A 13523-nucleotide genomic window follows, 5' to 3' on the forward strand; every position below is an offset into this window, starting at 1 on the left:
CTGCGCGGCTGTGCGCCGCCGGCAGCTGCCGAGTGCTGCCGGGTCAGTCGGCGGGGCTGGTGACGACGTCGAGCCCGCGGCCGTCGAAGCAGGTCCGGGTCCCGGTGTGGCAGGCCGCGCCGACCTGGTCCACCCGGACCAGCAGCGCGTCGCCGTCGCAGTCCATGGCGAGGGATTTGACCCACTGCACGTGGCCGGAGGTGTCCCCCTTGCGCCAGTACTCCTGGCGGGAGCGGGAGTAGAACGTCACCCGCCCGCTGGTCATGGTCCGGTGCAGGGCCTCGTCGTCCATCCACCCCAGCATGAGCACCTCGTTGGTGTCGAATTGCTGCACGACCGCCGCGACCAGGCCGGCACTGTCCCGCTTCAGGGCTGCGGCGAGCCCCTCGGGGAGCGGGCTTGCGGGCGCGGCGGCGCCGGCGGTGCTGACAGGGTTTCCCGTGACGGGGTTTCCATCAACAGGGTTTCCATCAATTGGGGCGGGGGCGGGCTGCTCAGACATCAGCTCAAGTCTAGTGCCTTGACGCGGGGCACCGCCCAGTTGCCCGGCGCCCCGCTTAACATCGGCGTCACCACGGCGTGAATCGATTCCCGGCGGCCATAACGACGGCGATTCAGGTGCACACGCGCGGCCGTCTCGTGCTAGTTTCACAAGTGATGCATTTCGTCGATCCCTCCCGAGAAGTTCTGGCCGAAACCCTACTGGCGGCCGGTCCTGACTCCCCCACGCTCTGCAAGGGCTGGCGTACCCGGGACCTCGCCGCCCACCTGTACCTGCGCGAGCGGAAAGCCGCCGTCGGGCTCGGCCTGCTGATCAAGCGCCTGGCCAAGGCATCGGACCATGCCACCGCAGAGCTGGCGGCCAAGCTCACGACGCCGGAGGAGTACAACAAGCTGGTCAACTCCTTCCGGGCCGGTCCGTCCGCGTTCTCGCCGATGAAGATCAAGGCCCTGGACGAGAGCGCCAACCTGATCGAATACTTCGTCCACACCGAGGACGTCCGCCGTGCCGTGGACCGCTGGGCGCCCCGTGCCCTGGACGAGGAGTATTCGGACGCCCTCTGGGACGAGCTGGTGAAGCGGGCGGCCATCCTGTACCGCGGCGTGGATCTCGGGATCGTGCTGGTGCGCCCCTCCGGCCCACGGCACGTCGCCAAGCGCGCTCCGGTGTCGGTTGCGATCGTCGGTGAGCCGGGCGAACTCCTCATGCACGCCCACGGCCGCACCCGCCACGCCCTCGTAACCTTCGAAGGCCAGCCCGACGCCGTCGCGCTCCTGCAGTCCGCCGAAGTCGGCCTCTAGCACCTCCCTTAATCAAGCAACGCGGGGTCACCTACCGCCCAAAATCCCCTCCGGGATGGGCGCCAGGTGACCCCGCGTTTCTGTCTGTTCTGCTAGCGGACTTCGAAGCCTGCTTCACGGATCGCGGCCTTGACCTGGGCGATCATGTCCAGCGGACCGAAGTGGAAGACGGACGCGGCGAGCACCGCGTCGGCGCCGGCCGCCACGGCCGGCGGGAAATGCTCCGGTTTGCCGGCGCCGCCGGAGGCGATGAGGGGTACCTTAACAGCCGCCCGCGCGAGGCGGATCAGCTCCAGGTCGAAGCCGTCCTTGGTGCCGTCGGCGTCGATCGAGTTCAGCAGGATTTCCCCCACACCGCGGTCGGCCGCTTCGCGGGCCCAGGCGAGGGCGTCGATTCCGGTGCCCTGTCGTCCGCCGTGCGTGGTGACTTCGAAGCCGGACGGGGTGGGCTGCGAGCCCGGACGGGTCCGGCGTGCGTCGAGGGACAGCACCAGCACCTGGGACCCGAAGTGCCGGGTGATCTCGTCGATCACCTCGGGACGGGCGACGGCGGCGGTGTTGATGGCTGCCTTGTCCGCGCCGCAGCGCAGCAGCTTGTCCACCTCGGCCACGCCGCGGACGCCGCCGCCGACGGTCAGCGGGATGAAGATTTCCTCGGCGGTGCGCCGGACGACGTCGAAGGTGGTCTCCCGGTTGCCCGAGGAAGCCGTGACGTCGAGGAAGGTCAGCTCATCGGCGCCGCCGTTGTCGTAACGGTGCGCCAGCTCGACGGGGTCGCCGGCGTCGCGGAGGCCTTCGAAGTTGATGCCTTTGACCACGCGGCCGGCATCAACGTCCAGGCACGGGATAACGCGGACAGCTACAGCCATGACTTCTCCTGGTACTCACTCACGGAAGGAACACGCACGCCGGGTCAGATGCGGCAGGCGTGGATGGTGCTGACCAGGATGGCGCGGGCGCCCAGGTCGTAGAGCTCGTCCATGATCCGGTTGGTCTGCTTCTTCGGCACCATCGAGCGGACGGCCACCCAGTCCGAATCGCGCAGCGGCGAGACCGTGGGCGATTCCAGGCCGGGCGTGAGGGCCGCGGCCGCTTCGACGAGTTCCTTGCGGATGTCGTAGTCCATCATGACGTACTGGTGCGCCACGAGGACGCCCTGCAGCCGCCGGATCAGGACCTCGGCGGCGGGGTTCTGCTCGCCCTTGCGGCCGATCAGGACGGCTTCGGAGTGCAGGATGGGCTGGCCGAAGATCTCCATGCCGGCAGCCTTGAGGGTGTTCCCGGTTTCGACGACGTCGGCGATCGCGTCCGCGACGCCGAGGCGTACGGAGGATTCCACGGCGCCGTCGAGGCGTACGACTTTGGCCTTGATGCCGCGCTCCGCGAGGTAGCCGCGGAGCAGTCCGTCGTAGCTGGTGGCGAGGCGCTTGCCGTCGAGCTGTTCGACGGCGGTGAAGTCGCCCACCGGGCCGGCGAAGCGGAAGGTGGAGGCCGCGAAGCCCAGCGGGAGCAGTTCTTCGGCTTCAACCTCGGCGTCGAGGAGCAGGTCGCGGCCGGTAATGCCGACGTCGAGCGTTCCCTGGCCGACGTAGACGGCGATGTCGCGCGGGCGGAGGAAGAAGAATTCAATGTCGTTGTCCGGGTCCACCATGACCAGTTCGCGGGTGTCGCGGCGCTGGCGGTAACCGGCCTCGGCAAGCATGGCGGAGGCGGCTTCGGACAGGGATCCCTTGTTCGGGACGGCAACTCTCAGCATGGGGAGGTCTTTCTTGGTTGGGACGAAGTCCGTTCAGAAACGGCCCGTCCAGGAATTGTCGGTTCAGGCACAGCGGGCCACGCTATACACCGGATCCGCAGGGCAGGCCCTGGCGGGTTCCGGCGCGGACGTGGCTAGAGATGCTTGTAGACGTCTTCCAGGCTGAGTCCTTTGGCGAGCATCAGAACCTGCAGGTGATAGAGCAACTGCGAGATTTCCTCGGCGGCGGCGTCATCGGATTCGTACTCGGCAGCCATCCAGACCTCGGCTGCTTCCTCCACGACTTTCTTGCCGATGCCGTGGACTCCGGAATCCAGTTCGGCGACGGTGCGGGAGCCCTCCGGACGGACGGCTGCCTTCTCACTCAGTTCTGCGAACAGCGATTCGAAATTCTTCACGCCCTCCAGCCTACTTGCTCGCGGGCGGAGGGCGCCTGCCGGGCCGTTCCATGACGGCTGGGATGTGAGCGATTACACAGCCCATCGGGTCCGGCCGTGCGCCGTTCGGGCACGGCCGGACCCGGTGTCCAGGGCCTAGCCGAACTGCTTGAGCGTCACAGCGGTGGCGAGGGCCGCGGTGACGGCCTCGTGGCCCTTGTCCTCGGTGGAGCCCGGCAGCCCGGCACGGTCAATCCCCTGCTGTTCCGTGTCGCAGGTCAGGACGCCGAAGCCCACGGGGACACCGGTGCGGACGGAGACCTCGGTGAGGCCCAGCGTTGCCGCCTCGCAGACGTATTCGAAGTGCGGGGTTCCGCCGCGGATCACGACGCCGAGCGCCACGACGGCGTCGAAGTGCGGTGCCAGCCGGGCGGCGGCGACGGGGAGTTCGAAGGTGCCGGGGACGCGGAGGACGGTCGGGTCGCTGATGCCGGCGTCTTTCGCCGCGCGCAGGGCGCCGTCCAGGAGCCCGTCCATGATCTGGGTGTGCCAGCTCGCGGCCACGATGGCCAGTTTCAGCTGGGAGGTTTCCTCCGGCCTGAAGGTGCTGAGGTCAATCTGTGGTGCGCCGTGTCCGCTCATGTGGAAATCCTTGTTCTGCTCAGTCGTTGTGTGCGTGTCTCATCGTCGTGCGGCCCGGTGCGGACCGTCTGACGGTCGTTTAGTCTTGGTCGTGGTCGAAACCGCGCGGACCGGCAGCCGGTGCTGCCGGCTCCATGTCCAGGACCAGGCGGTGGTCCATCCGGTCCTTCTTGGTCTGCAGGTACCGGATGTTCTGCTCGCGGGAGGGAACCTCGGTGGGCACCATCTCCACGACGCGGACGCCGGCCTGGGCCAGCCGGTCCTGCTTGTCCGGGTTGTTGCTCAGCAGGCGGACCTCGTGGAGGCCCATGTCCGCGAGGATCTGGGCCGCGGCCTTGTAGCAGCGCGCGTCCACGGGAAGGCCCAGCTGTTCGTTGGCCTCCACCGTGTCGAAACCGGCCTCCTGCAGGGCGTAGGCCTTCATCTTGTTTGCCAGCCCGATCCCCCGGCCCTCCTGGCCGCGCAGGTACAGCAGCGTCCCGCCGAACTCGTTGATCATCTCGAGGGCATAGGCCAGCTGCTCACCGCAGTCGCAGCGGTAGGAGCCGAACACGTCTCCGGTGAGGCACTCCGAATGCAGGCGGACCAGCGGGGCCATCCCGTCGACCGGAGGCAGTGGGGAACTGACAGCCAGGTGCTCCGCACCGGTGGCCAGGTCGGTCCAGGCCTGGGCCACGAAGTCGCCGAAGGCGGTGGGCAGCTGCACGATCGGGCCTGCGCTTACCGGATGCGGCCGGCGTTCGGCGGCGCGCTGTTCTTGGGCTTCCGACGTCGTCATCGTTTCTCCTCCATTACACGGGGTCAGTTGCGTGACCGGCGGGCTGTCCGGCCTCAAGGTAAGCCACCAGGTCCGCAATCGAGATCAGCGGGCAGCCGTGCTCGAGGGCGAAGCCGCGAAGTCCGTCCAGCCGCATCATTTCTCCGTTGTCGTACACCACTTCTGCGATCACACCCACGGGCTCGAGTCCGGCCAGCTGGCACAATTCCACAGCAGCTTCGGTGTGGCCGGGACGTTCCCGCACTCCCCCCTTAACGGCGCGGAGCGGAAAAACATGCCCGGGACGTGTCAGTGCCGCAGGTTGGCTCCCGGGATCGGCCAAAATCCGTGCCGTCAGGGCGCGGTCCGTGGCCGAGATTCCGGTGCTCACGCCCAGTGCGGCGTCGCAGGACACCGTGTAGGCGGTGCCTTTGGCATCCTCGTTGATTTCGACCATCGGCGGCAGCGCGAGGGCATCGGCCCGGCCGCCGTCGAGCGGAACGCAGATGACGCCGGAGCTGTACCGGATGGTCCAGCCCATCAGGGCCGGGGTGGCGTGCTGCGCGGCGAAGATGATGTCGCCTTCGTTTTCGCGGTCCTCGTTGTCCACCACCAGGACGGGACGGCCGGCGGCGATGGCGCGGACGGCGTCCTCAATGAGGTCGAGCCCGGCCGGCGGAATGACGGGCGCGGAGACGAGCTCCGCGGGCAGGGCAGCGTCGGCGGAGTTGGTGAGGAGGGGCTGACGGGCAGGGATGTCCTTGACGTTGTTCACGCTGTTGCCCCCTCCGCGCCTACTGCTGCTCCCCCGGCTGCCGCACCTGAAAATGCGAGCAGGCGCTCAGTGTACTTCGCGAGGACGTCCACTTCGAGGTTTACGTGGCTGCCAAGGGCTTTCGCGCCCAGTCCGGTGTCGGCCAGTGTGGTGGGGATCAGCCCCACTTCGAACCATGGCGCCGGTTCAGGGGCCGGGCTCACGGCGGTCACGGTCAGCGATACGCCGTCGACGGCGATGGACCCCTTCTCCGCGATGTAGCGTGCCAGCCCGGCGGGAATGCCGAAGCGGAGCCGGTCCCAGTTGCCCAGCGCCTCACGCTCGAGCAGCTGCCCGACGCCGTCGACGTGGCCCTGGACGACGTGCCCGTCAAGCCGGCCGCCGGCCGGAACACAGCGTTCCAGGTTGACAGGGTCCCCGGCGGCGAGTTCGCCGATGGTGCTGCGGGTGAGGGTCTCGCCCATCACGTCGACGCTGAAGTCCTTGCCGTCGATCTCGGTGGCTGTGAGGCAGACGCCGTTGACGGCGATGGAGCCGCCGAGGGCCAGTCCCTCGGTGCTGCCGGGCGCGTGGAGCCGGACGGTGGCGCTGATGTCGCCGTTGCGTTCAACGGACAACACCTTTCCCTGCTCGGCGATAATTCCGGTAAACATCAATTGCCTCCTGCGGCGGTTTCCGCGGCTGTGCGGAGCGGGGTTGAATCGGCTGAAGTGTTGCTGGCGGCCGGCGGGCGTGTCAGGGCGGGGTGTGTCAGGGTGGGGCGCAGATGCAGCCGCAGGTCCCGGCCGAGCAGCTGGACCGCCCCGCCGGACGCGGCATCCCATTCCCACTGCTGGGCATCGGCCAGGGTGGTGATGCCGAGGTCCTCCAGTGCCGGGGTTCCGGACCCAAGCAGGGTCGGGGCGAGGTAGACGATGAGTTCGTCCACCAGCCCGGCGGCGAGGAACGCGCTCAGGATCCGGGAGCCGCCTTCGACCATGAGGTGGCGGACTCCGGCAGAGAACAGCTCCTCCAGCGCTTCCCGCGGATCACGCGTGGGCAGGTGGAGGACTTTGCCGTCGTCGCCGTTGATCGCGGCGCCTTCGGGGATCCCCCGGTAGCCCATCACGACGCGCAACGGCTGGCGGGCGGCCGGTTCGCCGTCGGCACCGCGGGCCGTGAGGCGCGGATTGTCGACCAGGACGGTCTGGGTGCCGACGAGGATGGCGTCGATCCGACCGCGCAGGGCGTGGTTGTCGGCGAGCGATTCGGGGCTGGAGATCCATTGGCTGGTGCCGTCGCTGGCTGCGATTCGGCTGTCGAGGGTCTGGGCGATATGCAGGGTGACGAAAGGCCGCGAGTCCGCAACGGCGTCGAACCAGCGCCGGTTCAGGTCCAGCGCGGCTTCGGCGCCGAGTCCGGACCGGACGCGGACTCCTGCGGCGCGCAGGGTGGCCGCGCCGCCGGCCGCCGGATCGTGCGGATCGTGCGGATCGTCAACCGCGTAGACGACGTCCGCAATGCCGGCCTCGATGATCGCCTGCGCGCAGGGACCCGTGCGTCCACAGTGGTTGCACGGTTCCAGCGTGACCACCATGGTGGTGCCGTTGAGGTCCTGGCCGGCGGCCCTGGCCTGGTCAATGGCGTCGGCTTCCGCGTGGGCGGTGCCGGCTCCGCGGTGGAAGCCCGTGATGATCGGGGTGCCGTGAGCGTCGATGACGACGGCGCCAACCAGCGGGTTCGCGCCGCGCGGCCCCTGCAGGGCTGCTGCGAGGGCGGAGTCCATGGCGGCGACCTCGGCTGTGCTGAAACCGGCCGCTGTCAGGGCTGCGGCGTCATCTGCCGTCGCGTGGGGGGAGTGTCTGAGGCTCATCAACCTGCCACCGGGCTTTCGAAGACCGTGGTGGTGGTGAAGAGCCATCGCAGAGAGTTCATGTGTGTGTCGTTCCTTCCCTCAAAAGCCGCGATGGCTCCGGGGGTATACGACAGCGAACTTCCGCGGCGCCGTAAGGGCGCCGCAGTAACAGCTGTACGTGCTTCTCTCATCCAGACTTTAACTGTCGGTACCGGAGTTCCACCGGTTCAACCGTCTGCCGGCATTCTTCCCGAGGGAAGCGCCGGCGCGCGGGTCGCGGACTATAACCGCCGGTTCGGACTTACACCGACCCCGGAGCACGTATGTGTCTTGCTATTCTGGCACAACCGCCGGGTAGCTTTGGCTATTCCCGGGGGCTGGATGTTACGGAGTGCGTCATTTTCGCCCTGCCGTGCCGGCCGCCCGGCCCTCCAGCGCGACTAGCGCTGGCCGGCCGCGCGAAGCCGTTCGATGGCCTCGGCCGGATCCTCCGCACCGTAGACGGCGGACCCGGCCACGAAGACGTTGGCCCCGGCGTCGGCGGCACGCCAGATGGTGTCCTCGGTGATGCCGCCGTCGACCTGCAGTGCCACGTCCAGCCCGGAGGCGTCGATAGCGGCGCGGGCCCGGCGGATCTTGGGAAGCGTGAGGTCGAGGAATTCCTGGCCGCCGAAGCCCGGCTCCACCGTCATGATCAGCAACATGTCGATCTCGCCGAGCATGTCCAGGAAGGGTTCCACGCCGCTGCCCGGCCGCAGCGCCAGCCCCGCTTTGGCCCCGAGTGCGCGCAGCTCGCGCGCGAGCTTGATCGGCGCGATCGATGCCTCGGCGTGGAACGTCACGGAGGCCAAACCCGCCTCGGCGTAGGCCGGCGCCCACCGGTCCGCGTGCTCGATCATCAGGTGGGCGTCCAACGGCACCGGGCTGATCTCCTGCAGCCGTGCGACGACCGGCAGCCCCAGCGAGAGGTTGGGGACGAAGTGGTTGTCCATGACGTCGACGTGGACCGCATCGGCGGTGCTGATTCTTTGCAGTTCGGCTTCGAGGTTGGCGAAGTCGGCGGAGAGAATGCTCGGGTTGATACAGCACTTGGCCATGTGGAATTCCTTGTCGTTCTGCTGAGATGTCCTGTTGAAGGCACAGTCTTCTTGGAGGCTCGGGCGTCCAGTGACCCAGTATTCCCTGCTGGTCAGGCCTTTTTGTGGATGAGCGCCAGGAACATGGCGTCTGTGCGGTGAACATGCGGCCAGAGCTGGGCGGTGAGTTCGTGTCCCGCGTCGAGGTGGCCGGTGAGGCTGACACTGTCCAGCACCGCACCGGCGTCGAGCAGCTCAAGGTCGTCGCGCTTGCGCAGCACATCGCTCACGACGGCGGTTGTCTCCGCCGGGTGCGGCGAGCAGGTCACGTAGGCCACCACGCCGCCGGGCTTGACGGCTGCCAGCGCGGACTTGAGCAACTCGCGCTGGAGCGGGCCGAGGTCCGTGAGGTCCTTGGGGGTGCGGCGCCAGCGTGACTCCGGACGGCGGCGCAGGGCGCCGAGCCCGGTGCACGGCGCATCGACGAGAACCCGGTCGAAACTCTCCGGCATCTCGGTGCCCACCTCGCGGCCGTCGCCGGTCCGCACATGCCAGACCTCGTGCGGCACCGCGGCGAGGGCCTGCCGGACAAGTTTGGCGCGGTGCGGTGCTGGTTCGTTGGCCAGCAGGGTGGCGCCGTGTTCCCGGGCGAGGGCTCCGAGCAGGGCCGCCTTGCCGCCGGGGCCGGCGCACATATCCAGCCAGCGTTCGGCTGCCTGTTCCTTGCCGCTGACGCCGCCAGTCACCTTAGTGCCGCCGCCAAGGTCGACGGCGGCCAGGGCACGGGCGACGAGCTGGGAGCCGACGTCCTGGACGCGGGTGGTGCCTTCGCGGACGGAAGCGAGCCGGCCGAGGTCACCGCCGCTGGAGAGTGCCGAGCCTTCGACGAGTTCGCCGGGCGTGGCACCGCCTTCCAGGGCCTCGTCCAGGCTGCCAAGCCCGGGCAGGGCCACGAGGTTGACCACGGGTGCGGCGTTGTCCGCTTCGAGGAGGTCACTGATTTCGCTGACCGGACGCCCGTGGGCCACGAGGGACTGCCGGAGGGCTCGGACAATCCACTCAGGGTGGGCGTAGCGGATGGCGGCTTTTTTGGTTTCGTCGGTCTCGTCGCTGAGCAGGAGTTCCAGCCACTCCTCGAGGGTGCGGGCGGACACCTTGCGCAGCACGGCGTTGATGAGCGTGGACGGCCCGGCGCCAATCACGGCCCGGGCCAGGCCGACGGTCTGGTCCAGGGCGGCGTGGGCGGGGACGCGCATGGCCAGTAACTGGTGGGCGCCGATTCTCAGCGCGTCGAGGATGGCCGGGTCGAGCTGGTCCAGGGGCCGGTCCACGCAGCGGGCCAGGATCGCGTCGTAGGTGCCCTGGCCGCGCAGTGCCCCGTAGCTGAGCTCCGTGGCGAAGCCGGCGTCGCGCTTGTCCAGGCCGTGGTGGCGGATCCGGGCGGGCAGGACGAGGTTGGCGTACGCGTCCTCGGCCGCGACGGCGCGCAGGACTTCGAAAGCAACGAGACGGGCAGGGTCGGCCCGACGGGTGCGCTGGGAAGGCGCGTTCTCGGTGAAACCGCGCTGCGGCCCGCGGTTGCGCTCCCGGCCCTGCGCGTTCCGGTTGCTTCCGTCCCGGCCGCGGCCACTCTGGCTGCCGCCCTGTCCGGCGCCGCGCTGGCCGCCTGATCCGCCGCGCTGGGGGCCGTTGCCCCGGCCGCTCGTCCCGGACTCACTCATTCGAATACCACGCTTTCAAGTGTTGCCTGTCCGCGCGCCCAGTCGGCGGCGGTCATCATTTTTTTGCCCGAAGGCTGGATCCGGGTGAGTTCGACCGGGTGTGAGCCGGTTCCCGCCAGCACGCTCTTGCCCTCCAGTGCCACGTGACCGGGGGGCAGCGCCGGTCCCCCGGGCCGCAGGATCACCGGTTCCAGCTTGATCCGCTGGCCGTCAAGGGTGGTCCAGGCGCCGGGCTCGGGGGTGACCCCGCGGGCCCGCCGCCCAATTGCCAGGGCGGGCTGCTGCCAGTCGAGCCGGCCGTCCTCGAGGGTGAGTTTGGGGGCAATGCTGACATCGCCCTGCTGCGGTACGGCGGCGGCCCGGCCGGCGTCGACCGCGGACAGGGTCTGGGTCAGGAGGAGGGCGCCGCTGTGCGACAGCCGCTCGAGCAGGGCACCGGCGGTGTCATCGGGCCGGACGGCCTCGGTCAGGGTGCCGAACACCGGGCCGGTGTCCAGTCCCTCCTCGAGCAGGAAGGTGACAGCCCCGGTGACGTCGTCGCCGGCGATCAGGGACCGTTGCACGGGCGCCGCGCCGCGCCAGGCCGGCAGCAGCGAGAAGTGCAGGTTGATCCAGCCATGGCGGGGAACGTCCAGGGCCGGCCGGGGAATGAGCCCGCCGTACGCCACGATTGCGGCGACGTCGGGGGCGGCGGCCGCGATCTGCTCTGTCACCGAGGCATCCACCTTGGAGGCGTGGATGACGTTGATGCCCAGTTCCTCGGCGCGGGCAGCAACGGGCGACGGTGTCAGCACTCGTTTGCGTCCGAGCGGCGCGTCCGGTCGGGTAAGGACGGCGACGACGTCGAATCCTGCCGCCACGAGCGCGTCGAGCGACGGCACTGCTACAGCCGGCGTTCCTGCGAAGAGAACCCTCACTGGGAGTTACCGAAGGAGCCGAAGCTTCCCGAACCTGCGCTGCCGGAACCGAAACTGGTGCCGACCGTCCGGGCGCGCTTCGCCGTCGTCTGCTCGGTAATGGAGCCGTAATTGGCGTTCCGGATGGCGCGCAGCGCGGTCTTCCGGTCGTCGCCTTCCAGCCGGTCGGTGAAAAGGATGCCGTCGAGGTGGTCGGTCTCGTGCTGGAAGGCCCGCGCCAGCATGCCCTCGCCCTCTACCTCTACGGGGTTGCCGTGCAGGTCGACGCCGGTGACGCGGGTGCGCCGGTGCCGGCGGACCGGGAAGCCGAGGCCGGGGATGGAGAGGCAGCCCTCGACTTCGTCGGGCTGGAAGTCCTCGCTGTTCTCCAGCACAGGGTTGATGATGTGTCCCTCGATGCCGCCGATCCTGTACGTGAAGACGCGCTGGCTGACGCCGACCTGGGGTGCGGCCAGGCCTGCCCCGTCCACGTCCTCCATGGTTTCGGTCATGTCGGCAACGAGCTTCGCCAGCTCAGGCCCGAATTCCGTCACGGGATCGGCAACTGTGCGCAGCACAGGATCCCCGATGATGCGGATATTCAAAATGGCCATGTGCAATCGGTCCTTACAGTGGGCGGCGACGGGATCCAGTCCAGTTTAGTTGCACACCGGACCCGGGGCCGGACGGTTTCGGATTCCCGTGCCGGGGCCGGGGCGGAGGGAGTCCGGCCGTGCGTTTAATGTCGTAGCCGGTCACTAGTGTGGGTTTATGGAAACCGTCAGGGATTTCATTGCTTTCCAGGACACAGACCGGGGCGTTGCGCCGGCCGGGCGGTCTGGTGTGGATGATGCTCTGGCCGCGCTCCGGGAGGTGGCTTTGACGGCGGCCGGGGACGCCGCACTCTGGGGATTCCGGGAGGCCTCGGATTTCGCCGGCACGGTGGAGGAGTTCTCGCGGATCGCGGAGTATCTGCAGCTCGTCGCGGCCGGCGCCGTGGACCGGACCCGGAAGCAGGCCACGGCCGCCGGCCCGAAGGCGGGCACCTCGTGGACCACGGGCTGGCGGGAGAACCCCGGCGGCACTGACGACCCGGCCGCTGCGGATGAGCCTGCTGGTGCTGTTGATGACGGGTACCGGAACACTCCGGAGTTCCTGCGGGCGCGGCTGCGGATCGGCTCCGCGGAGGCCCGGCGCCGGTTGTCCCTCGCTGAAGGCCTGCTGCCCCGCCGGGGATTCACCGGAGAAGAGTTGCCTGCCGTGCACGGGGAGCTGGGGGCCGCCGTTGCCTCCGGCGCGGTCGGGTCCCGGTCCGCGACCATCGTCAGCCTCGCCCTGGACCGTGTCCGGCACGTCTGCGACACCGAGACCGCCGCAAGGATGGAGCACGCCCTGACCCGCACCGCCGCGGAGAACGACCCGGACTTCCTGGCCCGGGTGGCCCGGAGCTGGACCGACGCGATCGACCAGGACGGGGCCGAGCCCTCCGAAGAGCTCCTGCGCCAGCTCCAGGGCGCGTTCCTCCGCAAGCCCCGGCACGGGCTGCAGCACCTGGAGATCTTCGCGACCGCCGAACAGTTCGAACACCTCCTGACCGTTATGAACACCGCCACCAACCCCCGCACGCCAGCCCCGGACGCCGGGGTGGACGCTGCCGCCAGCCCCGATTCCGCAGCGGACGGTTCCGAGGCGGGCGTGGACGTCCCGCTGGACCTGCGCTCGCGGCCGCAGAAACTCCTCGACGGCCTCATCGGTGCCTGCAAAGCAGCCCTCGCCGCCGGGACCCTGCCCGTTACGGGAGGGCTGCGCCCGCAGGTCATGGTCACCATCGACTACCGCGCCCTCCTCGCCCGGCTCAACACGCCCGGCGGAAGCCGCGACGCTCACGACGGCGCCCGGGAATGGGGTTCCGGAGATTCCTTCCACCGCGGGCAGGTCACGGCGCAGACCGGGTCGCTGCTGTTCACCGGCCCCGTCACGGCCTCGACGGTCCGGAAGATCGCCTGCGACGCGGACATCATCCCGGTCCTCCTCGGCAGCGCAGGCCAGGTCCTGGACATCGGCCGGGCCACCCGGGTCTTCCCGCCCCACATCCGCAAAGCCCTCAGCGCCCGGGACGGCGGCTGCGCGTTTCCCGGCTGCACCATCCCCGCGCCCTGGTGCGAAGCCCACCACATCACCTACTGGTCCCGCGGCGGAACAACGGGCACGGACAACGGTGTGCTGCTCTGTTCACACCATCACCACGTGATCCACAAGGAACACTGGACCATCCAGGTCCATACCGGCATCCCGTGGTTCATCCCGCCACCACACCTTGACCCCCGCCAAAAACCCCGACGCAACCACTACTTCCGCCCCGCCAACCTCGACACCCCCGGCTGACT

Annotated in this window: 15 protein-coding genes and 1 riboswitch; of the genes, 2 read left to right on the forward strand and 13 right to left on the reverse strand. The window is 69.1% G+C overall.

Annotation, left to right across the window (positions count from 1 at the left end; translation table 11 throughout):
- Nucleotides 1-43 precede the first annotated feature (43 nt).
- On the reverse strand, nt 44-502 hold the full coding sequence (gene hisI, locus GXK59_RS09635) for a phosphoribosyl-AMP cyclohydrolase (protein WP_160666308.1): 459 nt from the start codon (nt 500-502) through the stop codon (nt 44-46).
- Between the two features lie 155 nt (nt 503-657).
- Here hisI and GXK59_RS09640 point away from each other — a divergent pair, with 155 nt between their 5' ends.
- Complete coding sequence (locus GXK59_RS09640) at nt 658-1302, forward strand: TIGR03085 family metal-binding protein (RefSeq protein WP_160666310.1); 645 nt, start codon at nt 658-660, stop codon at nt 1300-1302.
- Between the two features lie 92 nt (nt 1303-1394).
- Here GXK59_RS09640 and hisF read toward each other — a convergent pair whose 3' ends face one another.
- The 12 genes from hisF to def all read right to left on the reverse strand — a co-directional run bounded on the left by hisF (nt 1395) and on the right by def (nt 11750).
- Nucleotides 1395-2171 carry an imidazole glycerol phosphate synthase subunit HisF gene (gene hisF, locus GXK59_RS09645; RefSeq protein WP_160666311.1) on the reverse strand — a complete coding sequence of 259 codons (777 nt, stop codon included), beginning with the start codon at nt 2169-2171 and terminating at the stop codon, nt 1395-1397.
- A 44-nt stretch (nt 2172-2215) separates the two neighbouring features.
- Nucleotides 2216-3058 carry an ATP phosphoribosyltransferase gene (gene hisG / locus GXK59_RS09650; RefSeq protein WP_160666313.1) on the reverse strand — a complete coding sequence of 281 codons (843 nt, stop codon included), beginning with the start codon at nt 3056-3058 and terminating at the stop codon, nt 2216-2218.
- Nucleotides 3059-3192: 134 nt separating this feature from the next.
- Entirely contained in the window at nt 3193-3456 is a 264-nt protein-coding gene (locus GXK59_RS09655) for a phosphoribosyl-ATP diphosphatase (protein ID WP_160666315.1), read from the reverse strand.
- A 135-nt stretch (nt 3457-3591) separates the two neighbouring features.
- Nucleotides 3592-4077 (reverse strand): 6,7-dimethyl-8-ribityllumazine synthase, encoded by a 486-nt coding sequence (ribH, locus tag GXK59_RS09660; protein ID WP_160666317.1) that lies wholly within the window; start codon nt 4075-4077, stop codon nt 3592-3594.
- Nucleotides 4078-4156: 79 nt separating this feature from the next.
- Nucleotides 4157-4855, reverse strand: a complete 699-nt coding sequence (gene ribA, locus GXK59_RS09665) for a GTP cyclohydrolase II (RefSeq protein WP_160666319.1) — start codon at nt 4853-4855, stop codon at nt 4157-4159.
- Between the two features lie 13 nt (nt 4856-4868).
- Nucleotides 4869-5546, reverse strand: a complete 678-nt coding sequence (ribB, locus tag GXK59_RS09670) for a 3,4-dihydroxy-2-butanone-4-phosphate synthase (protein WP_160669082.1) — start codon at nt 5544-5546, stop codon at nt 4869-4871.
- Between the two features lie 59 nt (nt 5547-5605).
- Nucleotides 5606-6262 (reverse strand): riboflavin synthase, encoded by a 657-nt coding sequence (locus GXK59_RS09675; protein WP_160666321.1) that lies wholly within the window; start codon nt 6260-6262, stop codon nt 5606-5608.
- A complete protein-coding gene (gene ribD / locus GXK59_RS09680; RefSeq protein ID WP_237393990.1) occupies nt 6262-7374 on the reverse strand; it encodes a bifunctional diaminohydroxyphosphoribosylaminopyrimidine deaminase/5-amino-6-(5-phosphoribosylamino)uracil reductase RibD in 1113 nt (370 codons plus the stop codon). The genes GXK59_RS09675 and ribD overlap by 1 nt, the downstream gene beginning before the upstream one ends.
- Before the next feature lie 243 nt (nt 7375-7617).
- Nucleotides 7618-7768: riboswitch (FMN riboswitch) on the reverse strand.
- Between the two features lie 115 nt (nt 7769-7883).
- Nucleotides 7884-8540 (reverse strand): ribulose-phosphate 3-epimerase, encoded by a 657-nt coding sequence (gene rpe, locus GXK59_RS09685; RefSeq protein ID WP_160666325.1) that lies wholly within the window; start codon nt 8538-8540, stop codon nt 7884-7886.
- Nucleotides 8541-8632: 92 nt separating this feature from the next.
- Nucleotides 8633-10240: an RsmB/NOP family class I SAM-dependent RNA methyltransferase gene (locus GXK59_RS09690; protein WP_160666327.1), complete on the reverse strand. Its 1608-nt coding sequence runs from the start codon at nt 10238-10240 to the stop codon at nt 8633-8635.
- A complete protein-coding gene (gene fmt / locus GXK59_RS09695; RefSeq protein ID WP_160666329.1) occupies nt 10237-11157 on the reverse strand; it encodes a methionyl-tRNA formyltransferase in 921 nt (306 codons plus the stop codon). Before fmt ends, GXK59_RS09690 begins: the two co-directional genes overlap by 4 nt.
- Nucleotides 11154-11750 (reverse strand): peptide deformylase, encoded by a 597-nt coding sequence (gene def / locus GXK59_RS09700; protein ID WP_160666331.1) that lies wholly within the window; start codon nt 11748-11750, stop codon nt 11154-11156. Before def ends, fmt begins: the two co-directional genes overlap by 4 nt.
- A gap of 157 nt (nt 11751-11907) precedes the next feature.
- Here def and GXK59_RS09705 point away from each other — a divergent pair, with 157 nt between their 5' ends.
- Entirely contained in the window at nt 11908-13521 is a 1614-nt protein-coding gene (locus GXK59_RS09705; protein ID WP_160666333.1) for an HNH endonuclease, read from the forward strand.
- Nucleotides 13522-13523 lie beyond the last annotated feature (2 nt).

Source organism: Pseudarthrobacter sp. ATCC 49987, assembly GCF_009928425.1.
Classification (GTDB): Bacteria; Actinomycetota; Actinomycetes; order Actinomycetales; family Micrococcaceae; genus Arthrobacter.

Bases quoted from the DNA above. Each gene is read 5' to 3' on its own strand.
- hisI (WP_160666308.1), bottom strand. From the start codon at position 502: ATGTCTGAGCAGCCCGCCCCCGCCCCAATTGATGGAAACCCTGTTGAT.
- GXK59_RS09640 (WP_160666310.1), top strand. From the start codon at position 658: ATGCATTTCGTCGATCCCTCCCGAGAAGTTCTGGCCGAAACCCTACTG.
- hisF (WP_160666311.1), bottom strand. From the start codon at position 2,171: ATGGCTGTAGCTGTCCGCGTTATCCCGTGCCTGGACGTTGATGCCGGC.
- hisG (WP_160666313.1), bottom strand. From the start codon at position 3,058: ATGCTGAGAGTTGCCGTCCCGAACAAGGGATCCCTGTCCGAAGCCGCC.
- ribH (WP_160666317.1), bottom strand. From the start codon at position 4,077: ATGAGCGGACACGGCGCACCACAGATTGACCTCAGCACCTTCAGGCCG.
- ribA (WP_160666319.1), bottom strand. From the start codon at position 4,855: ATGACGACGTCGGAAGCCCAAGAACAGCGCGCCGCCGAACGCCGGCCG.
- GXK59_RS09675 (WP_160666321.1), bottom strand. From the start codon at position 6,262: ATGTTTACCGGAATTATCGCCGAGCAGGGAAAGGTGTTGTCCGTTGAA.
- ribD (WP_237393990.1), bottom strand. From the start codon at position 7,374: ATGGACTCCGCCCTCGCAGCAGCCCTGCAGGGGCCGCGCGGCGCGAAC.
- rpe (WP_160666325.1), bottom strand. From the start codon at position 8,540: ATGGCCAAGTGCTGTATCAACCCGAGCATTCTCTCCGCCGACTTCGCC.
- GXK59_RS09690 (WP_160666327.1), bottom strand. From the start codon at position 10,240: ATGAGTGAGTCCGGGACGAGCGGCCGGGGCAACGGCCCCCAGCGCGGC.
- def (WP_160666331.1), bottom strand. From the start codon at position 11,750: ATGGCCATTTTGAATATCCGCATCATCGGGGATCCTGTGCTGCGCACA.
- GXK59_RS09705 (WP_160666333.1), top strand. From the start codon at position 11,908: ATGGAAACCGTCAGGGATTTCATTGCTTTCCAGGACACAGACCGGGGC.